The organism is Candidatus Pelagibacter sp. Uisw_106 (genome assembly GCF_047724975.1).
GTDB lineage: Bacteria > Pseudomonadota > Alphaproteobacteria > Pelagibacterales > Pelagibacteraceae > Pelagibacter.
The window spans coordinates 400,980-427,117 of sequence record NZ_CP159819.1; the positions used below are offsets into that span (position 1 = coordinate 400,980).

30 protein-coding genes are annotated in these 26,138 nt (G+C 31.0%); 20 read left to right on the forward strand and 10 right to left on the reverse strand.

Annotated elements, in window-relative coordinates; all coding sequences use genetic code 11:
- From ABXT45_RS02125 to ABXT45_RS02180, 12 genes are all read left to right on the forward strand, one after another.
- Positions 1–1,776 (forward strand): IlvD/Edd family dehydratase, encoded by a 1,776-nt coding sequence (locus tag ABXT45_RS02125; RefSeq protein WP_415314132.1) that lies wholly within the window; start codon positions 1–3, stop codon positions 1,774–1,776.
- 13 nt (positions 1,777–1,789) lie between these two features.
- Positions 1,790–2,533: an SDR family oxidoreductase gene (locus tag ABXT45_RS02130; RefSeq protein ID WP_415314133.1), complete on the forward strand. Its 744-nt coding sequence runs from the start codon at positions 1,790–1,792 to the stop codon at positions 2,531–2,533.
- A gap of 21 nt (positions 2,534–2,554) precedes the next feature.
- The gene (locus ABXT45_RS02135; RefSeq protein WP_415314134.1) at positions 2,555–3,397 is read left to right on the forward strand and encodes a fumarylacetoacetate hydrolase family protein; all 843 of its coding nucleotides are present in this window, start codon (positions 2,555–2,557) and stop codon (positions 3,395–3,397) included.
- 1 nt (position 3,398) lies between these two features.
- A complete protein-coding gene (locus ABXT45_RS02140) occupies positions 3,399–4,280 on the forward strand; it encodes an SMP-30/gluconolactonase/LRE family protein (protein WP_415314136.1) in 882 nt (293 codons plus the stop codon).
- A gap of 60 nt (positions 4,281–4,340) precedes the next feature.
- The gene (locus ABXT45_RS02145) at positions 4,341–5,210 is read left to right on the forward strand and encodes an NAD(P)-dependent oxidoreductase (RefSeq protein ID WP_415314138.1); all 870 of its coding nucleotides are present in this window, start codon (positions 4,341–4,343) and stop codon (positions 5,208–5,210) included.
- Complete coding sequence (locus tag ABXT45_RS02150) at positions 5,207–6,052, forward strand: fumarylacetoacetate hydrolase family protein (protein WP_415314140.1); 846 nt, start codon at positions 5,207–5,209, stop codon at positions 6,050–6,052. Before ABXT45_RS02145 ends, ABXT45_RS02150 begins: the two co-directional genes overlap by 4 nt.
- A 9-nt stretch (positions 6,053–6,061) precedes the next feature.
- Positions 6,062–8,749: a phosphoenolpyruvate carboxylase gene (gene ppc / locus ABXT45_RS02155; RefSeq protein ID WP_415314141.1), complete on the forward strand. Its 2,688-nt coding sequence runs from the start codon at positions 6,062–6,064 to the stop codon at positions 8,747–8,749.
- A gap of 1 nt (position 8,750) precedes the next feature.
- Complete coding sequence (locus ABXT45_RS02160; protein WP_415314142.1) at positions 8,751–9,458, forward strand: cytochrome c biogenesis CcdA family protein; 708 nt, start codon at positions 8,751–8,753, stop codon at positions 9,456–9,458.
- A 23-nt stretch (positions 9,459–9,481) separates the two neighbouring features.
- On the forward strand, positions 9,482–10,063 hold the full coding sequence (locus ABXT45_RS02165; RefSeq protein WP_415294511.1) for an FMN-dependent NADH-azoreductase: 582 nt from the start codon (positions 9,482–9,484) through the stop codon (positions 10,061–10,063).
- Entirely contained in the window at positions 10,063–10,869 is an 807-nt protein-coding gene (locus ABXT45_RS02170) for an inositol monophosphatase family protein (RefSeq protein WP_415314143.1), read from the forward strand. Before ABXT45_RS02165 ends, ABXT45_RS02170 begins: the two co-directional genes overlap by 1 nt.
- The gene (locus ABXT45_RS02175) at positions 10,870–11,430 is read left to right on the forward strand and encodes a DUF924 family protein (protein WP_415314144.1); all 561 of its coding nucleotides are present in this window, start codon (positions 10,870–10,872) and stop codon (positions 11,428–11,430) included. It begins immediately after the preceding gene.
- Positions 11,431–11,649: 219 nt separating this feature from the next.
- On the forward strand, positions 11,650–11,994 hold the full coding sequence (locus ABXT45_RS02180) for a DUF952 domain-containing protein (RefSeq protein WP_415314146.1): 345 nt from the start codon (positions 11,650–11,652) through the stop codon (positions 11,992–11,994).
- A gap of 349 nt (positions 11,995–12,343) precedes the next feature.
- Here the strand turns inward: ABXT45_RS02180 and ABXT45_RS02185 are convergent, their stop codons facing one another.
- The 5 genes from ABXT45_RS02185 to ABXT45_RS02205 all read right to left on the reverse strand — a co-directional run bounded on the left by ABXT45_RS02185 (position 12,344) and on the right by ABXT45_RS02205 (position 14,022).
- Positions 12,344–12,571, reverse strand: a complete 228-nt coding sequence (locus ABXT45_RS02185; RefSeq protein WP_415286829.1) for a DUF2798 domain-containing protein — start codon at positions 12,569–12,571, stop codon at positions 12,344–12,346.
- A 2-nt stretch (positions 12,572–12,573) separates the two neighbouring features.
- Entirely contained in the window at positions 12,574–12,906 is a 333-nt protein-coding gene (locus ABXT45_RS02190; RefSeq protein ID WP_415314147.1) for a DMT family transporter, read from the reverse strand.
- A 30-nt stretch (positions 12,907–12,936) separates the two neighbouring features.
- On the reverse strand, positions 12,937–13,266 hold the full coding sequence (locus tag ABXT45_RS02195) for an antibiotic biosynthesis monooxygenase family protein (protein WP_415314148.1): 330 nt from the start codon (positions 13,264–13,266) through the stop codon (positions 12,937–12,939).
- Between the two features lie 146 nt (positions 13,267–13,412).
- On the reverse strand, positions 13,413–13,694 hold the full coding sequence (locus tag ABXT45_RS02200; protein ID WP_415286831.1) for a hypothetical protein: 282 nt from the start codon (positions 13,692–13,694) through the stop codon (positions 13,413–13,415).
- 121 nt (positions 13,695–13,815) lie between these two features.
- Complete coding sequence (locus ABXT45_RS02205; protein ID WP_415284128.1) at positions 13,816–14,022, reverse strand: hypothetical protein; 207 nt, start codon at positions 14,020–14,022, stop codon at positions 13,816–13,818.
- 142 nt (positions 14,023–14,164) lie between these two features.
- Here ABXT45_RS02205 and ABXT45_RS02210 point away from each other — a divergent pair, with 142 nt between their 5' ends.
- Positions 14,165–14,578 carry a hypothetical protein gene (locus ABXT45_RS02210; protein WP_415284127.1) on the forward strand — a complete coding sequence of 138 codons (414 nt, stop codon included), beginning with the start codon at positions 14,165–14,167 and terminating at the stop codon, positions 14,576–14,578.
- Here ABXT45_RS02210 and ABXT45_RS02215 read toward each other — a convergent pair.
- Positions 14,575–15,576, reverse strand: coding sequence for a cysteine synthase A (locus ABXT45_RS02215; protein ID WP_415284126.1), 1,002 nt, complete (start codon positions 15,574–15,576; stop codon positions 14,575–14,577). The two genes, ABXT45_RS02210 and ABXT45_RS02215, sit on opposite strands and share 4 nt — an antisense overlap.
- Positions 15,576–16,154 carry a serine O-acetyltransferase EpsC gene (gene epsC, locus ABXT45_RS02220; RefSeq protein ID WP_415294502.1) on the reverse strand — a complete coding sequence of 193 codons (579 nt, stop codon included), beginning with the start codon at positions 16,152–16,154 and terminating at the stop codon, positions 15,576–15,578. Before epsC ends, ABXT45_RS02215 begins: the two co-directional genes overlap by 1 nt.
- Before the next feature lie 77 nt (positions 16,155–16,231).
- Here epsC and ABXT45_RS02225 point away from each other — a divergent pair, with 77 nt between their 5' ends.
- From ABXT45_RS02225 to ABXT45_RS02250, 6 genes are all read left to right on the forward strand, one after another.
- On the forward strand, positions 16,232–16,642 hold the full coding sequence (locus ABXT45_RS02225; protein WP_415284124.1) for a VOC family protein: 411 nt from the start codon (positions 16,232–16,234) through the stop codon (positions 16,640–16,642).
- Entirely contained in the window at positions 16,642–18,123 is a 1,482-nt protein-coding gene (locus ABXT45_RS02230; RefSeq protein ID WP_415314150.1) for an aldehyde dehydrogenase, read from the forward strand. The genes ABXT45_RS02225 and ABXT45_RS02230 overlap by 1 nt, the downstream gene beginning before the upstream one ends.
- 99 nt (positions 18,124–18,222) lie before the next feature.
- Positions 18,223–19,185 carry a glycine betaine ABC transporter substrate-binding protein gene (locus tag ABXT45_RS02235; protein ID WP_415314152.1) on the forward strand — a complete coding sequence of 321 codons (963 nt, stop codon included), beginning with the start codon at positions 18,223–18,225 and terminating at the stop codon, positions 19,183–19,185.
- A gap of 82 nt (positions 19,186–19,267) precedes the next feature.
- Positions 19,268–20,320 carry a quaternary amine ABC transporter ATP-binding protein gene (locus tag ABXT45_RS02240; protein ID WP_415314154.1) on the forward strand — a complete coding sequence of 351 codons (1,053 nt, stop codon included), beginning with the start codon at positions 19,268–19,270 and terminating at the stop codon, positions 20,318–20,320.
- Complete coding sequence (locus ABXT45_RS02245) at positions 20,310–21,815, forward strand: ABC transporter permease (protein ID WP_415314156.1); 1,506 nt, start codon at positions 20,310–20,312, stop codon at positions 21,813–21,815. Before ABXT45_RS02240 ends, ABXT45_RS02245 begins: the two co-directional genes overlap by 11 nt.
- Positions 21,816–21,824: 9 nt before the next feature.
- On the forward strand, positions 21,825–22,430 hold the full coding sequence (locus ABXT45_RS02250; protein ID WP_415314157.1) for a LysE/ArgO family amino acid transporter: 606 nt from the start codon (positions 21,825–21,827) through the stop codon (positions 22,428–22,430).
- Between the two features lie 2 nt (positions 22,431–22,432).
- Here the strand turns inward: ABXT45_RS02250 and hisD are convergent, their stop codons facing one another.
- Both hisD and ABXT45_RS02260 read right to left on the reverse strand, forming a co-directional pair.
- Complete coding sequence (gene hisD, locus ABXT45_RS02255; protein ID WP_415286839.1) at positions 22,433–23,719, reverse strand: histidinol dehydrogenase; 1,287 nt, start codon at positions 23,717–23,719, stop codon at positions 22,433–22,435.
- A gap of 62 nt (positions 23,720–23,781) precedes the next feature.
- Positions 23,782–24,693: a bifunctional enoyl-CoA hydratase/phosphate acetyltransferase gene (locus ABXT45_RS02260; protein ID WP_415314158.1), complete on the reverse strand. Its 912-nt coding sequence runs from the start codon at positions 24,691–24,693 to the stop codon at positions 23,782–23,784.
- Positions 24,694–24,742: 49 nt separating this feature from the next.
- Here ABXT45_RS02260 and ABXT45_RS02265 point away from each other — a divergent pair, with 49 nt between their 5' ends.
- Positions 24,743–25,885 (forward strand): epoxide hydrolase family protein, encoded by a 1,143-nt coding sequence (locus ABXT45_RS02265; protein ID WP_415314159.1) that lies wholly within the window; start codon positions 24,743–24,745, stop codon positions 25,883–25,885.
- Here ABXT45_RS02265 and ABXT45_RS02270 read toward each other — a convergent pair whose 3' ends face one another.
- Complete coding sequence (locus ABXT45_RS02270; protein ID WP_415314161.1) at positions 25,886–26,131, reverse strand: hypothetical protein; 246 nt, start codon at positions 26,129–26,131, stop codon at positions 25,886–25,888.
- Positions 26,132–26,138 lie beyond the last annotated feature (7 nt).

Genomic DNA, 26,138 nt, shown 5'->3' on the forward strand with positions numbered 1-26,138 from the left:
ATGAAAAAAAAAGAATTAAGAAGTAAACAATGGTTTGATAATCCAAATGATCCAGCTCTTACAGCTCTATATTTAGAAAGATATCTAAATTATGGAATGACAAGACACGAGCTACAATCTGGAAAACCTATAATTGGAATTGCACAATCGGGTAGTGACTTATCGCCATGCAATAGACATTTTCAGGAGTTAAGCAGTAGAATTAAAGATGGTATTAGACAGGCTGGAGGAATACCCATGGAATTTCCAACTCATCCAATTCAAGAAACGGGTAAGAGGCCTACAGCAGGTTTAGATAGAAATTTATCTTACTTATCTTTAGTTGAGGTTTTATTTGGTTATCCTATTGATGGTGTAATTTTAACAACTGGTTGTGATAAGACAACACCAGCAGCCTTAATGGCTGCAGCAACAGTAAACATACCAGCGATAGTTTTATCTGGTGGTCCAATGCTTGATGGAAACTATAAAGGAAAAAAAGTTGGATCAGGAACTGTTGTTTGGGAAGCAAGAAAACTCCATGCAAAAGGAGAGATTACTTATGATGAATTTATGGATATGGTTGCTGCATCTGCACCAAGTATAGGTCATTGTAATACAATGGGAACTGCTTCATCTATGAACTCTATAGCAGAAGCTTTGGGAATGTCTTTGACAGGTTGTGCAGCTATACCGGCTCCATATAGGGAGAGATCACAAATCTCATTTGAAACAGGAAAAAGAATTGTCGATATGGTTCATGAAGATTTAACCCCTTCAAAAATTATGACTAAAGAAGCATTTGAAAATGCAATCTTAGTTGCAAGTGCCATCGGTGCATCAAGCAACTGTCCTCCACACCTTACCGCCATAGCAAGACATATGGGTTTAGAATTAGATATAGAAAATTGGCAAACACTAGGTCACGATATCCCATTACTAGTAAATTGTCAGCCTGCGGGAGAACACTTGATGGAAAGATTTCACAGCGCTGGTGGTATTCCAGCTATTATGCAAGAATTATTAAAAAATAATAAATTACACAAAAATGTACTTACAGTATCTGGGAAAACTGTAGAAGAGAATTTAAAGATTAAGATAGATGTTGATACAGATGTTATTAAATCATTTGCAAATCCATTAGTAGAAAATGCTGGCTATATTGTTATGAGAAGTAATTTTTTCAATTCTGCTGTCATGAAAACATCAGTTATTAGTGAGGAGTTTAGAAAAAGATACTTATCAGATCCCAAAAATAAAAATGTATTTGAGGCAAATGCAGTAATATTTGAAGGTCCGGAAGATTATCATGCAAGAATTAATGATGAAAAGTTAAATATAGATGAAAATTCAATTTTAATGATTAGAGGTTGCGGACCTGTTGGATATCCTGGATCAGCAGAAGTTGTGAATATGCAGCCACCAGATAGATTGTTGAAAAAGGGCATTAATACTCTTCCTACATTAGGAGATGGCAGACAAAGTGGCACCTCTGAAAGTCCATCTATATTGAATGTTTCACCAGAATCGGCCATTGGTGGTGATTTACTGATAGTTCAAACAGGAGATAAAATTAAGATTGATCTCAACAATAGAAGAATTGATTTATTAATATCAGAGACAGAGATTGCTGACAGAAAAAAAAATACAAAGATGCCAGTATTAATAAACCAAACACCGTGGCAAGAAATTTCAAGAAAAATGGTGGGTCAACTTGAAACTGGTGCTTGCTTAGAGACTGAATCTTTATATCTAGATATAACAAACACAAAAGGAATGCCTAGGCATTCACATTAAAAAAAGGAAAAACATGAGCAATAGACTAGAAGGTAAAAATATTATTGTAACAGCTGCAGGCCAGGGAATTGGTAAAGCAACTGCTATAGCATTTCATAGTGAAGGTGCAAATGTAACTGCAACAGATTTAAATGATAAAACTTTAGCTGAATTAAATAAAGAATATCCTAAAATTAAAGTTCACACTCTAGACTCAACAGACAATAATGCTATTTTGGAATTTATGAAAAGTGTAGATAGAGTTGATGTTTTGTTCAATGCTGTGGGCTTTGTTCACCATGGAACTATTCTAGATTGCGAAGAAAAAGATTGGGATTTTTCTTTTGATGTGAATGTTAAATCTATGTATCAAATGTGTAAAGCAATTTTACCTTTAATGGTTAAACAGAATGGTGGAAGTATAATTAATGTTTCGTCATGTGCCTCAAGCCTTAAAGGATTTCCAAATAGATTTGTTTACGGAACTACAAAAGGAGCGGTAATTGGCTTAACTAAATCAATAGCTGCAGATTTTGTAAAACAAAATATTAGATGTAATTCTATTGCACCTGGGACGGTATTTTCACCTTCTTGGCAAGATAGAGTTAATCAAAGCTCAGATCCGGTACAAGCTAAGAAAGATTTTATAGCAAGACAACCAATGGGAAGACTGGGAACAGCAGAAGAAATAGCAGCTGTAGCAGTTTATTTAGCTGGAGACGATGCAACATTTACTACAGGAACAACAATTTCTGTTGATGGTGGAATTTCAATTTAATAAATTAAAAAAAGGATAACTATGAAGCTATTAAGAGTAGGTGTTAAAGGAAAAGAAAAACCAGCAGCATTAGATAAAAATGGAAAAATTAGAGATTTAAGTTCTCATATTACTGATTTAAATTCAGATACTGTAAATTTTGAAACTATTAAAAAATTAGAAAGTATAGATTTAGAAAACTTACCTGAAATTTCAAATTCTGAGAGAATAGGTGCGTGTATTAATAAACCAGGAAAGTTTGTAGCAATTGGTTTAAATTATTCTGATCATGCGGCAGAGTCTGGCATGGATGCTCCATCAGAACCCATTGTATTCATGAAAGCAACAAGTTCAATTAATGGTCCAAATGATGATATTCAAATTTCAAAAGATTCAAAAGAACTTGATTGGGAAGTTGAATTGGGAATAATTATTGGAAAAGATGCTAAAAACATTAATGAAAACGAAGCTGAAAGTCACATTCTTGGATATTGTTTAGTAAACGATGTGAGTGAAAGAGAGTGGCAACTTAAAAAAATGGGTCAGTGGGTTAAAGGAAAATCACATGATACATATGGACCAATTGGACCATATTTGGTCACTAAAAGTGAAATTTCTAACATCAACAGTCTTAATTTAAGCTTGGATGTTAATGGACAAAGAATGCAAACTGGAAATACAGATAAGATGATATTTAATGTGTTCTTTATAGTTTCATATTTAAGTAAGTTTATGACATTACAAGCAGGTGACATTATTACAACTGGAACACCTCCAGGAGTGGGTATGGGAAAAAAACCTCAAGTGTTTTTAAAAGAAGGTGACGCAATTAGATTATCGATTGATAATTTAGGTGAACAAAACTCAAAAGTTGTAGCAGAATAATTTGAATATCATAACTTCAGAGCCTAAAGTTATCTGGAATTCAAAAGCAATATTAGGTGAGGGCACTCTATGGGTGCCATCACATAATTCAATTTACTTTGTTGATATTAAGAAAAAAAAAATTTTAACTTTAAATATAAAAACTAATAAAAAAAGAATTATTAAAGTAGATAAAGAAATTGGGTTTCTTGCTCATATTAAAAAAGATATTTTTATACTTGGTTTACAATCAGAGCTTAGAATTGTTAATCTTAAAAATAAAGAAACTATTAGATCTATTCCAATTGAAGAAGATATACCTCTAAATAGAATAAATGATGGAAAGATAGACCCTAAAGGTAGATTGTGGTTTGGAACTATGGATAACCCTGAGAGATCTATTAAAAATGGATCATTATATTGTTTAGATAAAAAACTTAATATTCATAAAGTAGATACAAAATATTACATTACAAATGGACCGGCTTTTATCAATGCTGAAAATTTCTTACACACTGATAGTCGTAGTAAAACAATTTATAAAATTAAAATAAATAAAAAATATAAAATAGTTAAAAAAACAAAATTTTTAAAATTCTCTAAAAAGGATGGCTCACCTGATGGAATGACGATTGACTCAAAAAAAAATATTTGGGTTTGTCATTTTGGTGGAGCGTGTATTTCCGTTTATAATTTAAAAGGTAAAAAAATTCATAAAATTGACTTACCAGCAAAAAATATCACAAATTGTATTTTTGGCGGATTGAATAATAATGATATTTTTGTATCAACAGCTTTAAAAGGTATGAATAAAAATGAAATTAAAAAATATAAACTTTCAGGCTCTTTATTTAAGATAAAAACAAATATTAAGGGAATTCAGCCAAAATCCTTTAAGATATAATAATAATTATAAAGCGATTAAGCGTAGTTAAGAAAATAGTATAGGTTATATATAAGTTATATGAAGAATATTGGTTTTATTGGAATTGGTCTTATGGGGTTTCCCATGGCAAAAAACCTTCTTAAATCAGGTTATAATTTAAAAGCTTATAATAGATCCCAAGATAAAGCAGATAGATTAAAAGAATTTGGAGCAGAAATATCTACATCTATCAAAGATGTTGTTACAAATTCTGATGTAGTTATTGCAATGCTTACAGATGATTCTGCGGTAGAAAAAGTGATGGGTAGTGATGAATTTATATCCAACATTAAAGAAAGTGCCACAGTAATTGATATGAGTTCTGTCAATCCTGTTATTACAAAAAAATATGCTGAGATTTTAAAAGAAAAGAATATTAACTATCTAGATGCACCTGTATCTGGTGGAACAATTGGAGCAGAAGAGGCTTCTTTAGCTATCATGGTGGGTGGTGATAAAAAAACATTTGAAGAATGTTATGATCTTCTTAAAATATTAGGCAACCCAACATTAGTAGGACCTGTGACGTCTGGTCAAATTTCAAAACTAGCAAATCAAATAATTGTAGGTGTTACTATTGGAGCTGTAGCAGAAGCAGTTACTTTATGTGAAAAATCTGGAACCAATCCAAGTAAAATGATTGAAGCCTTATCAGGAGGATGGGCTGATAGTAAAATATTACAAACTCATGGAAAAAGAATGATTGGTAAAGATTTCTCTCCAAAAGGAAAAACTACAACGCAATTAAAAGATATGACTAATATCATTAATGCTGGAAAAGCTGTTGAAACTCATTTGCCTATTTCTAGTTTAATTAAAGAAATGTATAAAGATCTAGTAGCAGATGGACATGGTAATACTGATCATAGCTCTTTATATAATGCAATTAAAAAGATAAATAAAAAATGAAATTTTTAAGAATTGGAAAAGTAGGACAAGAAATTCCTGTAGTATTAGATAATGAAGGAAAATATAGAAATTTATCTTCAGTTATTAAAGATTTAAATCCTGAAAGTATTAATTTTGAAACCCTAGATAAAATTAAAGAGATAGACTTGAAGAGTTTAGAAGAGATAAATCAAAATGAAAGAATAGGGTCTTGTATTTCTAAACCAGGAAATTTTTTTGCAATCGGTTTAAATTATGTTGAGCATGCAAAAGAGACAGGTGCAAAAACACCAGAGAACCCAGTTCTATTTAATAAGTCAGTTCATTCTATAGTTGGACCAAGTGATAATGTAATTATACCCAAGACTTCAAAAAAATTAGATCATGAAGTTGAGATTGCTTTTGTTATAGGAAAAAAAGCAAAAAGAGTTTTAGAAAAAGACGCGCAAGATTACATTTTTGGATACTGCATCTGCAACGATATCAGTGAGCGTGAATGGCAAAAAGAAAAAGGGGGTCAATGGGTTAAAGGTAAATCTGGCGATACATTTGGACCTTTAGGACCTTATTTGGTGACCAAAGATGAAATCAAAGATGTTAATAATTTGAACTTAACACTAGATGTTAATGGTAATAGACATCAAACAGGTAACACCAACCAAATGATTTTTAATTTTAACTTTTTGGTAGCTCATATCACAAGCTTTATAACATTAATGCCTGGTGATATAGTAACTACCGGTACCCCTCCAGGAGTTGGTCTTGGCATGAATCCTCCTGTTTTTCTTAAGGAAGGTGACGAGATGAGACTAAATGTTGATAGTTTGGGTGTGCAAAATTCTAAAGTTATTCTAGAACAATAATTAAGTAAGATGATTAAAAGAGACCTTTATTACGAAAGAATTCCGACAAAATCACTAAGAGAAGATGTTAGATACTTAGGTGACATTTTAGGTAGGGTAATTAAAAAACAAGAGGGGCCAAGTTTCTTTAAATTAGTAGAAGATACGAGATTACTTTCCAAGGCAAATTTAGCCAATAAACACGTCAAAGATCCCTTTAAAAATATTTTAAATAAAATTAAAAATCTAAACCCTGAAAATACTTTTAAGTTAGCAAGGGCTTTTAATCATTTCATGAACTTTATAAATCTGTCAGAGACTACAGATGCATCAAGAAAACTTGATGAATATGAAAATAATAAAAAAAACAGTAATAAAAATATTTTTATTGAAGAAATATTTGAAAAACTTTTTAAAGATAAAAAAATTACCAATAAAAAAATTTATGATGTTGCAAAAAAACTAAATATTGGAATTGTTTTAACAGCACACCCAACAGAAGTTAAAAGAAGAACACTAATACAAAAATATAACAAAATTATAAAAATTTTAGAACAAAGAGACTTATATAAAAAAAATCTATCAAAATTAAAAACCTTAGATAAAGATTTATATAATGAAATAACCATTATATGGAATACAGATGAGCTTAAAAGATCCAAACCCTCACCGTCTGAAGAAGCAAGATGGGGATTGGCAGTAATAGAAGATAGTCTTTGGGACTCTATTCCCAAAGTATATAGAAGGCTAAATAACATCTTTCTTAAAAATATGGGAAAATCACTTCCAAGAAATTTTAATCCAATTGAATTTGGATCATGGATGGGTGGTGATAGAGACGGCAATCCAAATGTTACAGCAGAAGTTACTAGCGAAGCTTTACTTTTATCTAGATGGGAAGCTGCAAAGTTATATGAAAGAGAATTAACAAATTTAATCCGTTCACTGTCTATGAAAAAGTGTTCTACACAAATATTAAATATAACAGGTAAAACATTTGAACCTTATAGGGTTTTTTTAAGACCATTGAGGGATAAATTACGTGCAACACATATTTTAATAAAAGAACATCTGGTTAATAAAAAAGCATTAGACCATAAAAAACTTTTATCTAATACTGATGAAATTTTAAAACCGTTGAGAATTGTGAGAGACTCACTAAACCGAAACCAAAGTGAAAATATTGCTGAAGGTGACTTGTTAGACTTAATTAGACGCGCTAGATGTTTTGGAATTAATTTAGCTAAATTGGATATTAGACAAGAATCCTCAAGACATACAAAATTAATCTCAGAAATTGTAAAAAAAGAATACAACAAAGATTATTTTTCATGGAATGAAAGTGAAAAAATTGCCTTTCTATCTTCAAAGATAAAAAGTAAAAAAAATTTAATAAAAAAATCTTTATTTAAAAATAAAGAAAACAAAGAAGTTTGGTCTACATTTAATGTACTTGTGGATCAGCCTAAAGAATGTTTAGGAGCCTACGTTATCTCAATGACATCAGCGGCATCTGATATATTATCTGTTGCCTATTTACAAAAAGAAGCCAAAATTATCAATAAATTAAGAGTAGTTCCTTTATTTGAGACTTTGGATGACTTGAGAAATGCTAAGTCAATAATGAAAAGTTTATTTTCGTTACCCTGGTATAGAAAATCGATTAATTATAAACAGGAAATTATGATTGGCTATTCAGACTCAAGTAAAGATGCTGGTAAATTATCTGCTAGTTGGCATCAGTATAAATTGCAAGATGAAATTTTGAAATTAGCCAAGAAGTATAAAATTGATATTACTTTTTTTCATGGAAGAGGTGGATCTGCAGGGCGTGGTGGAGGGCCAATTCAAGCAACATTAAAATCACAGCCAGCAAATTCAGTTAATGGAAAAATTAGAATTACAGACCAAGGTGAAGTTATCCAACAAAAATATGGTTATGAACCATTAGCAAAATATAATTTATGCAGTTATATAGGCGCTGTGGTTCAAGCAACATTAAACCCTCCAGCAGAGCCCAAGATAAAATGGAAACAATTAATTGAAAAAATGTCAGAAATTTCTATGAAATCTTATAGAGGTAATATTAATGAAAAATCAGATTTTATAAGATATTTTAGAACTGTAACCCCACACAAAGCATTGGGTAAACTTTCAATTGGCTCGAGACCTTCAAAAAGGAAAAATGTTGATAACATACAAAGTTTAAGAGCTATCCCTTGGGTTTTTGCATGGACACAAATTAGATTATTTTTACCTGCATGGCTTGGCACAACAGAGGCTCTTAATTATGCTTCATCCAAGGTATTTAAAAAAACACTAATAGATATGGAAAAAAACTGGCCATTTTTCAATTCAACAATGGATATTTTAGATATGGTAATTTCTAAAGTTGATCCAGAAATATCAAAAGTATATGAAAACCAACTAGCAGATAAAAACCTTAAAATTGTAGGAAAAAAGTTAAGGTTGCAATTTGAAACATTAAAAAGATTAAATAAAGTAATCACGCCATCTCAAATAAGAAAACAAAGAAAGGTATTTAGAACATCTGTTATTATTAGAAATATCTATTCTGAGGTGTTACACATAACTCAATCAATAGTTATGAAAAAACTTACATTAAAAAAATTAGATAAAAATAAAAAACAATTTCTTGATGATGCATTAATGGCTTCTATTGCAGGTATATCTGCAGCCATGAAAAATACAGGGTAATATGATTGAATTAATTATAGCTTTTGGTGCTGGTTTAATCAGCTTTTTGTCTCCATGTGTCTTACCATTAATACCTGGTTATGTTTCCTTTATTACTGGTAGCACATTAAATGAAATTCTAGAAAAAAAGAAAATTGATTTATTACCGTTGATAGTTTTTTCATTAGGGTTTTCTTTTGTATTTATTATCTTTGGTGCAACTGCTTCTTTTTTGGGTCAAATTCTTTTACAAAATTCTCAAATTTTAAGAACTATTGCTGGAGTTATAATAATCATATTTTCTCTTCAATTAATTGGTGTTTTAAATATTAAATTTCTTAATGTTGAAAAGAAATTTTATACAAAAAAATCAAATAATATTTTCTTTGTATTTATTGTGGGAATGGCATTTGGCTTTGGATGGACACCGTGTATTGGGCCTATTTTAGGGTCGATACTTGCCTTAGCCTCTACAGAAGAAACTATTTACAAAGCAATTTTACTTTTAAGCTTTTACTCTCTTGGGTTAGCGATACCTTTTATTTTATCAGGTTATTTGATGCAAAAATTTTTATTATTTTCAAAAAATTTCAAAAGAAATATTAATTTAGTCACAAAAGGTGGTGGTATAATACTTTTAATTACAGGAATTTTAATTTTAACAAATCAATTACAAGTTCTTGGCTACTATATTTTAAACTATTTACCCTTTTTGCAAAACTTCGGTTAATAGGTTAATAACAATCTATACTTATGAAAATTTATCAAATTGACTCAAGTGCCAGAAAAGAAGGATCAAGTTCAAGAGCATTAGCAAAAAAACTATTAAATAAAATCAAAAAACCAGGTGATGAAGTAATTTATAGAGATTTAGATGACGATATGCTTTTTGTTAGTGGTTTAACCGAGTCTGGAATGAAGATTGCAGAAAAAGACCAAACTGAAGAGCATAAAAAAATGTTTGAACTATCAGATAAACTTGTAAGTGAATTAAAAGAAAGTGATATCATTATAATTTCAGCGCCAATTTATAATTATGGCCCTCCAGCAACTCTTAAAGCTTGGTGTGACCTAGCAGCAAGAATTGGTGAGACTTTCAGGTTTAAACCTAATGGGAGAAGAGAGGGATTACTTAAAAATAAACAAGCTTATTTAGTAATTACTTCAGGTGGAACTAAATTAAATAGCTCAGAGGATTTTTTAACTCCATGGTTAAAATTTATATTAAATTTTTTTGGAATTGAAAAAGTTGAAGTAATAAGTGCTGATCAAATGGCGTTAGATTATGAGAAATCAATTAAAGAAGCTGAAAAACAAATTGAAAATATAATTTAATGAATTTATTAAATAAAAAGGATTACAAGTTATATTCTAACTTTCTAAATACCTTAGCAAAAGACTTAAATAAATTTTATTTTTCAAAACTTAATAAAACTTTCATGATATCTAACAAACTTAAAGGTAAAGGCTATGACCCAGTAACAACATCTGACAAAGCATTTGAAAAATTTATTAGATTAAAGATTAAAAAAGAATTTCCAAGTCATCAAGTTATAGGTGAAGAGTTTGGTCACAAAAAATCAACTAGTGATTACACATGGGTCATAGACCCAATTGATGGAACAAGATCATTTGTAATAGGCAATCCAACATGGAGTAATTTAATATCGCTTAATTTTAAAGGTATACCCGTTGTTGGTTTAGCAAACTTTCCAATACTAAATAAATATTATTTAAATTTTGATAATAAAAATTCTTTTGTTTTTGAAAAAGGCCAAAAAAGAAAAATCTCTGTTTCAAGAAATATACCATTTAGTAAGATAAAAGTATCAGGAGCATTTCATGGAGCGGTCTCTCTTAAACAACAAATGACAATTCCAAAAGTTTTAAAATTAATGCAATTTCCAACTGCAGACGCATTAAGTTACTCCCATTTATGTGAGGGAAAAATTGATGTTGTCTTTCAGGCTACTAATAAAATTTGGGATATTCATCCATTGATGCCAATAATAAAAGCTGCAGGAGGTATTGCAACAACTTGGGATAATAGAGATGCAGTTAATGCTGGAAGTATTCTAGTTTCAGCTAATCAATCTATTCATAATAAAATGCTTAAGCTTTTAAAACCAGTTTCAAAATAAATGCATACAAGAGCAAAAAAAATATTAGATTTTTGGTTTAAAGACACTCCACCAAAAAAAAGATTTCAAAAACATAAAGATTTTGATCAATTAATTAAAGAAAACTTTTTAAAAGATTATGAATTAGCAAGTACAAACGAATATGACGATTGGCAAGACACTTCCCTTGGATCTTTGGCTCTAGTTATTTTATTTGATCAATTTTCAAGAAATATGTTTAGAGATGATCCAAAAGCTTTTATCCAAGATCATAAAGCAAGGTTGATAGTTAACGATTCTGTTTATGCAGGCTTTTTAGATGAAATGGATCAAGATCAAAGACTTTTTATGATATTACCACTAATTCACAGTGAAGAGATCACAGATCATGATATGGCCTATTATCTACTAGATAAATTCTTAAAAGATCATCCAGGTTTAATCTCTATAAAAAAATCTTGGAAAGATCACACCTTAGTAATAAAGAAATTTCATAGATATCCTCATCGAAACTTAGTGTTAGATAGAAAATCTACTCCTGAGGAAATAGAGTTTCTAGCTCAACCAAATTCATCCTGGTAAAATGTTCACTAAGTGAACAGATAAAATAAGGTATTCAGTCTTTGCATTACTGTAGTGACAATAAGTCATTTTAATATTTCAAAGTGCTGTCTATAAGGGGCTTACAAAATTCAAAAATTAACATTATCTTCTCTCTCTATTAGATAGTTAATATTAGCTTCCCTCGAAAGAGGGAAGTTTCTTATTGTCATCATCTCCACTGAATAATATAAATTTTAAATGAACTTCAAATTTGTTTATAAAATATGTACCAAATCTGAATGGCAAGAAATTAAGAGCAAGGGTCAATTAACAGGTTCTAAAAAAGATTTAGAAGATGGTTACATTCACTTTTCAGGTGTTGATCAAGTTGCCGGAACGCTTAAAAAATTTTACCAAAACCAAAAAGATTTAATTTTATTAAAGGTAGATACGTTAAAGCTAGATCATTTAGTTTGGGAACAAGCATCAGATGGAAATATGTTTCCACATTTATATTCACCACTAGATATTTTTAATGTAGTAAATGAATTTGATATTACTTTAAATGATGATGGTACTCACGTTTTGCCATCTATTTTTTAACTTATCTTTTAAGGGGTTCACCCTTTCGGAAAGCCCAAAAGAGTTCCCCTGTAAGTTAGCGGTATGCGCCAAAATCCATAATAATGGACTTTATATTTTTTCGATCTTAATTAGTCTTTGATTATTTAATCACACCAGTTATGTGTCAGGTGGTGATAAACTCATAATCGACCTCCTTTATATATATTTACACAATAACATTTTCAAACATTGCATTCAAAACATTTATTTTACTTTATGTTAAATATATTTATTGAATTAAATTTTGATAAATAATAAAGTTTCGATAATTTAAAAAACTCTTCTTACAATATTTTTTTCCGTAAAACTTTTACAATTCTTTTTATAATTAATCTTTTGAGGCAATTTTATTAACTAGAGGTCTCATAATTGGAGCCATAGTAAAGGCTGCAAGCAATGCAACTGGAAAAGCAAATAACCAAGAGTTAAAATATCTTTCTAAAAAACCATCACCAATGCCAGTGTTTACTGCAGTAACAACACCGCTCATTATAACACTCATACCAAATGACATAAAAATCATAAATAAAGTTTGAGAATATTTTTTTGAAATCATAATTAATTATTTCCTAACAAGTTAACCATTAATACACCTATTATAATTAAACCCAAACCAATCATTGAATAAAGATTTGGCATTTGATTAAATCTAATTACACCAACAATTACAGTTGAAATAATTGTTAATCCAGCAAACGATGCATAAGTTATTCCCATTGGGATATTTTTCATCACAATAGATAATGCATACATACATAAAACGATTGTAATTCCTGTGATAATACTTGGAAAGAGAAGGGTAAAGCCTTCAGCACTTTTTGCAAAACTATTTGATGTGACTCCAAAAAAAACAGCTAAAATCAGAAATAAGTATGAAGTTGTCATGTTCATTTAATCATCTTAAATGAAATCTTTTTAAAATTATATAACTACTTTAAAACCTTCAAAATCAGGCAAGCCTACATATCCATCAAAATTAGGGGGTCCAAGATATAAATTTCCTTGTAGTGTAGGATTTTTATGAGCTAATTGAAATGAGTTAGATTTTGTCCAGTTAATAAAGTCACTCTCGGTATTCCATTCACTATGAAAAATATAAAGAGAGAATTCTTTATTTACCTCACCTTTGAATAAGTTGAATTTCTTAAAGCCTTTCACACCATGAGTCTCTTGTTCACGATTTTTCCAAGCTGTTTCAAATTCATTTTCTTTGCCAGACATAACTTGAAGTCTACTTATTGCTAAATACATAAAACCCTATTTATTTATTATTTAAAGTTGGGACACTTAAGCAAATCCCAACTCTATTAATTAAGGAGATTTATCTTACAATCCATGTAGTCAAAATATACATGAAGCATTACCGTGACAAATAGTGGTTTTATTAATCTTTTTAATTACCACCAACCCATTACTCTGCCATTACCAGCAATAATTAAGAGACAAGTTAGAACATGAAGCAGAACCCAGAATGTTCTAAAAGCTAATGCTTTCTTCACATCTGTTTGTTTAATAGGTAAAAACTCAGGCTTATCTTCATCATTAATACCAATTGGCATTCCAACTGTTCTAGCCCATATTTTTAACCAACGCCTTTGACCAGTCATATTTTTAACTTTTGTATTATTTATTAATTTTGTAACTACGTTTATTGTAATTGATTTAAAAAAGTAGTGCAATTTTAGAAAAACTATTTGATGTACCCCCTAAAATAACAGTTAATATTAAGGACACGCACGAAGTAGCGAGATTCATTTAGCTACTTTAAATGAAATCCCGCTAAATATATAAAATTATTTGTTAACTTTTAAAAAGCTCCATAGCTTTAGCTAATAACTCTTCTGATTTTGCATGATCACCAGCATCATGTGCTGCCATACCTTGATCTCTTAGCATTTGTGCTTCTGCAATTTTATCATCTATACTTTTTGCCATCATTGGACAAGAACCTGCATAAACTGAACTTGTAAAAAGTACTAAGAATAATGTTATTACTATTTTTTTCATATTTTCCTTTGTTTGATTAATTAACCAAACAATAGGAAAATAATAAGTTTTTGATATAACCAACATTGTCACTTTGCATGTGCAAAATGACCCAACTAGTTATTTAAGTATTTTTAAAGACTAATATTGTTATTATTTATTTATGATTGAAAAATTTAATGGAGTTTTTTATTTAATATTATTTGTAATACACTTTTTAGGTATAGGTATTTATGCGTATCAAATGATTATTGGAAACCAAAAATTTAGAGAAAAATTTCAAATAGATAAGACAGCTGCAACTGTTATGCGGATGACAGGTGCAATATTTCTAGGTTCTTTCTTGATGGCATTATATATTATGTTTGTAAGACCAAATGGTGTCGAAGCAACGTGGGCATTTTTCAATTTAGTTTTTGTTCAAAATTTTTGTATCTTTATAGTTAATACTTACTCAATTAAGATCGATAAGACGGGTGTTATGAATGATTCAAATGAAGCTATTATTGCACCATTAATTTTCACAATTATTAGTGCCGTTCTTTGTTATGGATTAGCCGATAAGATTTATATTTAAAGCCAATTAGGGAAGGGTAAACCTTTTTCTTCTAGAAATTTCTTATTAAACATTTTAGTAGCGTACTTTTCACTTTTATCACAAAGTATTGTAACGATGGTTTTTCCAGGACCTAATTCTTTACCCATTCTAATAGCGCCAGCAATATTAATTCCACAGCTAGTACCAAGGCTTAAACCTTCATTTTCAATTAAATCATAAAGTATAGGAAGAGCTTCATGGTCATCTATAGAGTAGGCATCATCAATTTTAGCATTTTCAAAATTTTTTGTAATTCTACTTGATCCAATTCCTTCAGTAATTGATCCACCTTCAGATTTTAATTCACCATTTTTTATATAATTATAAAGAGCAGAGCCTTTTGGATCAGATAGAAATATTTTAATATCCTTATTCTTTTCTTTAAGAGCGTTACTTACCCCAGAAATTGTTCCACCTGTTCCTGATGAACATACAAAGCCATCAACTTTACCTTCAGTTTGTTCCCAAATTTCTTTACCTGTTGTTTCATAATGACCCTTAGCATTTGCAACATTGTCAAACTGATTGGCCCAAACTACTCCATTGTTATTTGATGGTCTTAATTCATCAGCAAGTTTTGCTGCAACTTTTACAAAATTTGCATCATCTTTATATGGTTTTGCCGGAACTAATCTTAAATCAGCACCAATATTTCTAAGAAGATCTTTTTTTTCTTGGGTTTGATTGTCATTCATTACAATTATTGTTTTATAACCAAGTGAATTACCAAGTAGACATAAGCCTATACCAGTATTACCAGCTGTACCTTCAACTATTGTTCCGCCTTTAGAGATTAATTTTTTTTCTTCAGCATCTCTAATTAATGTAAGTGCTGCTCTATCTTTAACAGAACCACCAGGGTTCATGAATTCAGCTTTACCGTAAATATTACACCCAGTAATTTCTGATGCAGCTCTTAGTTTAATAAGTGGAGTATTACCTATTCCTGAAATAAAACTGTCTTGAATATTTTTCATTAGCTTGAAGTATCTTTATCCACCTCTTCTACAGCATAAGGTTTAAATTCTTCAGTTGCTGTTCCAACATTTTTTGCTGGTATTCCAACCATTACTGCATTTTCAGGAACATTTTTAGTAACAACTGCATTAGCTCCAACTTTAGCATTAGCACCTATCATCACTGGTCCCAATATTTGAGCACCAGAACCAACTACAACACAATCACTTAATGTTGGGTGCCTCTTAACTTGTCTTTGATCATTTGAATTAATGCTTGGTGCAATCCCACCTAATGTTGCCATATGATAAATAGTTACATTATTTCCAATTTCAGAGGTCTCTCCAATTACAACACCCATACCATGATCAATAAATAAATTTCTTCCAATTTTAGCACCAGGGTGAATTTCAATTCCAGTTAAAAATCTTGATAATTGTGAAATTATTCTTGCTACCAAATGAAACTTAGCAAGGTGAAAAAAATTAGCAATTCTATGAAAAAAAACTGCTTTAACACCTGGATAAGTTAAAATTAAACTTAACTTAGATTTTGCCGCAGGATCTCTATCTATTATAGATTGTAAAAAGTCATTCATGAATTTAGCTTTTATTGATTAAAATATTATATTGGACTATATAGTCATTGTTTAACAAATTTAAAGAGGAGAAACTTATGTACAAAAACACAAATTGCTTCCATCTAGCAGTACCATGTGGAGATCTTGAAGTAGCAAAAAAATTTTACAGCGAGACGTTAGGCTGTAGATTGGATAATTCAGCACAAGAGTGGGCAGATGTAGACTTTTGGGGAAATGAATTAACTCTTCATGCAAGTGAACATAAAATGGATAGTGAAAGACACGATGTTGATATGGGTAATGTTTCTGTTCCACATTTCGGTGTTCATTTATCTAGAAAAGATTTTAATGCTCTTAAGCAAAGATTAAAAGACAATGGTGCCAAATATTACGATGAACCTTATTTAAGATTTAAAGGTACCAAATATGAGCAAGAGACATTTTTTGTTAAAGACCCTAATGAAAATATTTTAGAGATTAAAACATTAACTGCTAATGCAGATTAATGGCTTCTGATTATAAATCTATAGCAAGCAAGATTAAGTTTGAAGGTAGAGCTTTTATTGATGGTAAGTACGTTGATGCTATTGATGGTGAAAAGTTTGAAAATATAAACCCTGCAACAGGTGAAACTCTTTGTTCTGTTGCAAAATGTAACCATAAAGATGTTGATCTAGCAGTTAAAGCTTCAAGAAAAGCTTTTAATAGTGGTGTTTGGTCCAGAACATCTCCAGAATTTAGAAAAGATATTTTACTAAAATTTGCAGAATTACTAAGACAAACTGGAGAAGAAAATTCTGTTCTTGAATGTATCGATACAGGAAAATTAATTGGAGACTGCATTAATGAGGTTGCAAATGATGCTCCAATGCATTTTCAGTGGTATGGAGAATTAATAGATAAAGTATTTGGTAAAGTTGGTCCAACTGAGCCATCACTAACTAGTTTAATTGTTAAAGAACCGATTGGTGTTGTTGCTGGAGTTGTTCCATGGAATTTCCCTTTGATGATGGCAGTTTGGAAAATGGCACCAGCATTAGCTGCTGGTTGTTCAGTTATAATTAAGCCAGCAGAAGATACTCCACTAACTGCAATTAGAGTTGCTCAAATTGCAAAAGAAGCAGGTATCCCTGATGGAGTTTTAAATATATTACCTGGCTTTGGTGATGTAGGTGAAGCACTTGGTAGACACAACGATGTTGATGCGATTTCATTTACAGGCTCAACAGAAGTTGGTGGACTATTCATGAAATATTCAGGTGAAAGTAATTTAAAAACAATTGGTTTAGAGATGGGTGGGAAAAGTCCATTTATCGTTTTAGAAGACGCAAAGATTACAGATGATTTAATTGATAATGCTATTAACTCTGCTTTTTGGAATGGTGGGCAGAATTGCTCAGCAAACATGAGGCAAATAATTCACAGCAAAGTTAAAGATGAATTTTTAGACAAAGTTTCAAAAAAAGTAAAAGCTCTTAAAGCTGGAGATCCACTAGATCCAGAAAGTAATATGGGATCAATGATTTCTAAAAAACATTTAGCAACAGTTGATGGTTATATTCAAAAAGGAATTGATGAAGGAGCTAAGCTACTATTTGGTGGAGTTTCAAGTGGTGATCAAAAAGGTTTTTTTGCAAAACCAACTCTATTTGATGATTTAAAAGAAAACATGACAATTGCTCAAGAAGAAATTTTTGGACCAGTACTTGGTGTTCTTACAATTAATAGTGATGAAGAGGCATTAAAGATTGCAAGCAATTCAAAGTATGGATTGCACGCAAGTGTTTTTACTCAAGATATTGATAGAGCTTTTCATATGGCTAAAAGCCTACCTTGTGGAACTGTTTCTGTTAATACTTTTTCTGAAGGAGACATTAAAACACCTTTTGGTGGATATAGACAATCTGGTTCATTAAGCAGAGATCAAGGTACAGAAGCGTTAGATCAATACCTTCAAACTAAGACTATCTGGATTAGTCACTCTTAAAATTCAATTATACTAATCAAAATAAATAACTAATTTTCTTTGACTTGTTCAAAAGTTTTAAGTTATGCTTCGTTTTTTAAATTAATAGAGAGGGATATAATGAAAATAATAAAAACTACACTTGTAGCTGGTTTAATTTCTTTATTTACTACTTTTTCAACATTCGCTGAGAAAGTTAAAATAGGAGATCCAGGTTGGACAGGTGCAACAGCAATTGCTAACTTATTAGCAGCAGTTGTTATAGACAAAATGGGTGGAGAAGCAGAATTGGTCCCAGGAAACAATACTGCGATTTATGGTGCAATTGATAGAAGTAAAGGTGAAATTGAAGTTCACCCTGATATCTGGTTACCAAACCAACAAGCTTATACTAATGATCTAGTTCCTAAAGGAACTTTAAAATTAAGTAGCAACCCATATGATGGAGACCAAGGTTATTGTGTTTCTCAACAGTTTGCGAAAAAATTTAATATTACTGCAATCGAAGACTTAGCTAGACCAGAAGTTGTTAAAGCAATGGATAGTGATGGCAATGGTAAAGGTGAATTTTGGATTGGAGCAGATGGTTGGGCTTCAGCAAATGCAAACCAAGTTAAATTAAGAGACTACGGTTTATATGATGCTGGTATTGAAGCGATAAGAGCAGCAGAAGCAGTTAAAAATGCAAGAGTACTTGACTCAATTAAAAAAGGTGAAGGTTATGCATTCTATTGTTATAAACCACACGCAATTTGGGGAATGGCAGATGTAGTTATGTTGGAAGAGCCAAAACATGATCCAGCTAAATACAAAATGGTACAACCTAAAGAAGATGCTGACTGGTACAAAAAATCTTATGTTGCTTCAAAAGATGCACTTAAAAAAATTCAAATAGGTTGGGGTACTTCTTTAGAAAGTAAATCTCCAGCTATTGTTGAGTTTTTTAAGAACTTTCAATTAACAGGAGATGATGTTTCAGCTATGGCATATGCAATTTCAGTTGAGAAAAAACAACCAGCTGATGTTGCTAGAACATGGATGAAAAATAATAAATCTAAAGTTGATGGTTGGTTAGGACTTTAAGATAAGTTAAATTTTTACCCGGCGACCTTATTTGTTGCCGGGTACATTTCTTTAAAAACTATTAAATTTTCGAACGGATCTGATGAACTCAGCTATTGAAATAAAAAATGTTTGGAAGATATTTGGTAATAATTCCAAAGAAGCGTTAAATGCTATTCAAAATGAACATATTTCAAAACAAGAAGCTTTAGAAAAATATAATTCAGTAATTGGTGTATCAGATGTCTCTTTTAACGTAAAAACAGGGGAGATTTTTTGTGTAATGGGTCTTTCTGGTAGCGGTAAATCTACTTTAGTTAGGCATATCAATAGATTATTAGAACCAACTTCAGGTCAAATTTTAATCGATAATGAAGATGTAATGAAGTTTGATTCAAAAAGTTTGCAAGATCTAAGAAATAAAAAGATAGGGATGGTTTTCCAAAACTTTGCTCTAATGCCCCATAGATCAGTATTAGACAATATAGCAATGCCACTTGAAATAAGAGGTATAAGTAAAAATGATAGATTGGATGCTGCTAACAAGATTTTAGATATTGTAGAGCTTCAAGGCTGGGGAAATAAATTTGCTCACGAACTTTCAGGTGGAATGCAACAAAGAGTTGGATTAGCAAGAGCTCTAGCAGCAGATCCTGATGTTTTATTAATGGATGAACCATTTAGTGCACTAGATCCATTGATTAGAAGACAGCTTCAAGCGGAATTTATCAAACTTTCAAAACAAATGAAAAAGACCACAGTGTTTATAACTCACGACTTAGATGAAGCGGTAAGAGTAGGTCACAGAATTGCAATCATGAGAGATGGAAAGGTTATCCAAATAGGGACACCAGAAGAAATAGTCATGAAACCAGCAGATAGTTATGTAGCAGACTTTGTTAAGGGAATTTCTAGATTAAAAATTGTTCAAGCTAAATCTATTATGCAGCCTGTTGAGAAATTTGAAAAGGAATTTGGATCAATAGCTAAAAACTTAGAAAGTGTTCATGAAAATGATTTATTAAACAAATTAATAGAGAAATCTTCAATTAAAGATGAACCAATATTAGTAATCAATAATGAAAAAAAAAATATTGGTGTGATAACACAGGCAGATTTACTTAAAGCAGTTGTAGAGGGCAGTGATGGAGAATAAAGCAATTATAAATCCATCTAGAGATGAATTAATTACTGACTTTGTAAAAAGTAATCCAGATTATTATATTAAAGAGTTTAAAAAAATTGGTAGCAAACCTACTTACTCATTTTCATTTAATTTATTTGCATTTATTCTTGGGCCAGTTTGGTTTGGAATGCGTAATGTTTGGAATTGGACTTTAGCTTTTTTAATTATTGAAACTTTTTCGGTAGTACAAATTATTCGAGGTTTATTTGGTAATATTACTGCAGACGCCATTGCCAAAGTTGAGCAGGTTAAAGGGACAATAGCTTTTAGAAATAAACAATTAGAAGCAGCGATAGAAAATAATCCAGATAAAATTGATGTATTTAAAAGAAACATAAAATCTTTAGAGGATGCTATGCAAGGCTATCTAGATGAGATTACAAGAGTAGAAGCTTCTGCAATTTGGATTGCTGTGTTTGGTTTTATTTTATTGATAGCAGTTAAGATTGCTCAAGGTGTTTTAGCAAATTCAATTTTAGAAAAGAAATATTCTGAATGGTTATCTGATAAATCTATTCATCCAGGTATGCAGATGAAAAATTACATTTACAGTAGTATTTTTACCTGTGTTATAATGATCTTTACTGTTATTCATTATAGTTTTCCGGGCTTACTTCAGGTAATGGATACGTTCCCAACTCATCCAGAAATAAGATTATTTTCAATTAAATGGATAGAGATTATTTTTGATTATGCTGTTGTTAAAGGAGATGTGATTTTTACTGCTATAACAATTGGTATTAGGTCAGTATTAGATTTCTTAGAACTATTGTTTGTTAAAACTCCTTGGATTGTAATTATAACTGCAATTGTTACCTTAACAGGACTATCAGCAGGACCAAGAGCTGCAATTTATTCTGCAGGATTTTTGGGTTATATGGGTTTTTTAGGTTTCTGGGTTAAAGCAATGACGACACTTGCTTTATTAGGTACAGCTGCAATTTTAAGTATTGCGATAGGTATTCCACTTGGAATTTTTTGTGCAAGACGACAAAGATTTTATTCATTAATAAGACCGATAATGGATTTCATGCAAACAATGCCAGCTTTTGTATTTATGATTCCAGTAATAGCATTTTTTGGAACTGGAAAAGTTGCAGCAGTAATCATTACAATGATTTTTGGTGGAACTCCTGTTGTAAGACTTACCGTTTTAGGATTACGTGGAGTACCAGAAACAATTCGAGAAGCAGCTATCGCTTATGGTGCAACTAAATGGTATTTACTAAGAAAAGTAGATCTACCACTAGCCACACCTTCAATTTTAGCAGGCGTTAATCAAACCGTAATGTTAAGTTTGGCCATGGTGGTTGTAGCATCTCTAATTGGTGCAAAAGGTTTAGGACAAGATGTTCTTGAAGCATTACAATATGCCAATGTTGGACAAGGTATACTTGCGGGTATAGCTATTTTATTTGTTGCATTAATACTTGATAGGGTTGTTCAGGGTAAAAAAAGAGTTTAATAAAACTTAATGGATTATTTAATATTAGGTTTTTTAACTGGATTAAGTTTAATTCTAGCAATAGGTGCTCAAAATGTATTTGTCATAGAACAAGGGTTAAAAAAACAATATATATTTCTTGTTTGTTTAATATGTTCAATTTCAGATTTTTTATTAATTTTTTTAGGAATCTTTTTATTTCAATATCTAAATAATTATTTCACACCAACAGTTGAGTTAATTTTTAATATTTTACTCTTAATATTCTTATTACATTTTATCTGGGGAAAAATTAAAACTAAGGTTTCAGATGCTTCATTTAATATAGACAATAAAACCAATAATTTACCTAGTATTTTAGTTAAAACTTTAGGTTTTACCTTTCTAAACCCTCACGTTTATTCAGATACTGTATTTTTCCTTGGAAACTTTTCTAAAAGCCTTAGTCAAATGGATAAGTATTATTTTGGAGCAGGGGCAGCTATTTCTTCATTCCTATTTTTTTTTATACTAGGATATCTTTCAAAATATTTTTCTAAATATCTTAAGAGTGTAAAAGTATGGAAAAGAATAAATTATTTGATTATTCTTTTCATGTCTATTTTGGCTTTAACAGTGTTGATGGAAATTATCTAAGTTTAATTAGAATAACCGTACTTTTTAAGTCTAACATCACCTGTTCTTGCGTGTGCTTCCATTCCTTCGTATCTAGAAATTCTTGCAGCTGCAGCACCAACTAATTCAGTAGACTCTTTGGTCATTCTTTGGAAACTCAAAGTTTTAACAAATTTACCAACAAATAATCCACCTGTGTATCTTCCTGCACCTTTAGTTGGAAGAATATGATTAGTTCCTGAACACTTGTCTCCATAAGCAACAGTTGTTTCTTCACCAATAAATAAAGAACCATAGTTTGTAAGTCTTTTGTGAAACCATTCTAAATTTTCTGTCTGAATTTCTAAGTGTTCTGGAGCATATTCATCGCTAATAGTCGCCATTTCTTCATCGGTATCACAAAGAATAACTTCACCATAATCTCTCCAAGCAGCATCTGCATTTGTTCTTGGTACCTCAGGCAACTCAGCAATTAACTCTGGAACTCTTTTCATTACTTTTTCTGCAAGTTCTTTACTCGTTGTGTATAACCAACAAGGTGAGTTATAGCCATGTTCAGCTTGACCAACTAAATCTACAGCTACTATCTCAGGGTCAGCTTTAGCATCTGCAATAATTCCAATTTCTGTAGGACCTGCAAAAAGGTCAATACCCACTTTTCCAAATAAAATTCTTTTAGCTTCTGCTACAAACTGGTTTCCAGGACCAACAATAATATCAGCTGCAGGGTTATTGAATAAACCATTAGTCATTGCGGCAATTGCCGGAACACCACCTAAATTTAAAATTACATCAGCACCACATAGGTCGGCTGTGTAAATAATTGTCGGATGAGCACCCACACCTTCTTTTGGGGGGCTACAGGCGATAACATTTTTTACACCTGCAACTTTTGCTGTAGTCACACTCATAACAGCTGATGCAATATGTGCATAACGACCTCCTGGTACATAACATCCAGCAGTATTAATTGGTATTAGTTTTTGACCAGCAAACAATCCATCTGAAAGTTCAACCTCAAAGTCCTGACCATAGTTTTTTAATTGTGCTTCAGCAAACTTTCTAACTCTTTCGTATGAAAACTGAACATCATCTTTTGTTTTTTGGTCTAATGTTTTTTTAATCTCTTCAATTCTTTCTTTGGAAACAATAATATCACCATCATATTTATCAAATTTCTTTGTAAGATCGATACAGCCTTGTTCTTTAGTAGTTTCAATATTTTTTAATAAATCTTGAACAATTCCAGTTGTTTTAGTGTCGTCTGTTGATGATGTTTTGGGTGATTTTTTTAAATATGTTATAGCCATTGTTTCCCTCTCTAATTTTGAAGCTTTATTTAAAACATTAATATGATTATTTCAATGAAGAATTAGTCTAAAGCAACAACAGCAGCAGCAATAGAGGCCAATCTAGCTTGTGCTTCATCAGATCTACTAGTAATTACTATTGGAACCTTACCACCTACAACAACACCAGCTGCACAAGCACCCATAAAGTAAATCATCATTTTAACTAAACTATTTCCAGTTTCAACACTTGGAACTAACAATACATCTGCATCACCAGCTACTATATTCTTAACACCTTTTATAGCAGCAGATTTTTTTGAAATACTATTATCAAATGCTAAGGGACCAAAAACATCAGCATTTAAATTATCTTCTTTTGCAAGTTTTGTAATTTCATTTGCTTCAATAGAACTTGGCACACTATCCAAAATTTCTTCTGTCGCTGATAGAACTGCAACTTTTGGTCTTTCAATCCCTATACGATTTGAAAAATCAATTACATTTCTTAAGATATGCATTTTTGTTTTTACATTAGGTAAAACGTTTAAAGCACCATCAGTAATTATAAGTGGCTTGTCGTCTTTAGTATTTGTCATATGCCATATGTGGCTTAGTCTTGTTTTTCCAAGTAAATTGTAATCTCTTTTTAAAACTTCTTTCATTAAAATATCTGTATGAATATGACCCTTAACAATAATTTTTACCTTATCTTGACTTGCTAGTTTTGCAGCTATTGCTGCCGTGTTATTTTCTACAGGTTCATGAATTATTTCATACGATGAGATATCCCATTTTAAATCTTCAGCACACTTAAGAATTTCTTTTTTATCTCCTATAAAAATAGGTGTAATTAAATTTTCATTAACAGCATCCTGAACTGACAACATAGGAAGAGGTAAACCAGCATTAACGATAGCAGCATTAACACCTTTTTTCTTATGTGCATGGTCTAGAAGGTTATTAGGACAAACAATTTCTTTATTTGAAAGCATGAGGTATATTTAGTCTGAATTTTTAAAAAGTATATACTGTAAATTGATAATGATTAAGCCCTTTAAACTAAATATTCCCGATAAAACACTTCAAGAGATTTACACTAAGGTAAAAGATTACCCATGGCATGAAATGCCAGATGATGGTGGATGGAAATATGGAAGTAACCTTGATTATATGAAGGAAATCTCAAATTATTGGGTTAAAGATTTTGATTGGAGAAAACATGAAGCAGAAATAAACAAATTTTCAAATTTTACAACTGTTGTAGATGATATTGAAATGCATTTTATTCATGAAAAGGGTAGTGGCTCTAACCCAACTCCATTACTTCTTATGCATGGATGGCCTGGATCAGTTGTAGAGTTTTTACATATAATTGAAAAACTTGCACACCCAGAAAAATTTGGTGGAAACATTGAAGATGCATTTGATGTTATTGTGCCTTCTTTACCCGGCTTTGGATTTTCAGGTAGACCATCTAAGCCAATTGGTCCAAGAAAAATAGCTGAGATATTAAATAAACTAATGACAAAAAACCTTGAGTATAAAAATTATATGGCACAAGGTGGAGATTGGGGAGCAACTATTGCTAATTGGATTGGATATGATCATTCAAAATCATGTAAGGCAATTCATATTAATTGTTTAACTATGCGTCATGCTGATGGCCCACAATCAAAGCAAGAAGAAGAATGGCAAAAAAGGTTTGATAAAGATCAAATAATGCAGGATGGCTATAGAACGCAACAAGCAACAAAGCCACAAACGTTGAGTTACGGTATGATGGATAGCCCCGTTGGTATTGCAGCATGGATTATTGAAAAGATGTATTCTTGGTCTGATTTAAAAGATGGTGATATTGAAAGTGCTTACTCAAAGGATACTTTATTAGCAAATATTATGGTTTATGTAGTTACAAAAACTTTTAATACAGCTTCTTGGATTTATTATGGAAGAAGAGAAGAGGGTGGACGTTTTTTTCCTAAAGACTTTAAAAAAATAGAAATACCAACTGCTGCCGCAATTTTTCCAGCCGAGATGTCTGAATGGCCTCCAAAATCTTATGTTGATAGAATATTTAATATTACGCAATGGACCGAGATGCCAAGTGGTGGACATTTCGCAGCAATGGAAGAACCAGAGTTGCTAGTTAAAGATATTATAAAATTTGCTAAAACTATTCGTTAATTAAAAATTTGATCTTGGATCTTTTAGGGATTTAATTTTTTTAACCATACCTGTTAATTTTGCAGTAATAAAAACCACGTATACAAAACCAAATCCTAAAGCCATAGTTGATAGAACAGTATACACAGCTGTTAGATTTTCTAATTTAAACCAACTTTCAACACCAGGGTTAGAATAATATAAAAAATTCCAAAAAATAAAAAAAACTATTTCATATATTATAATAATTTTAAATACAGGACGCATATTAGAA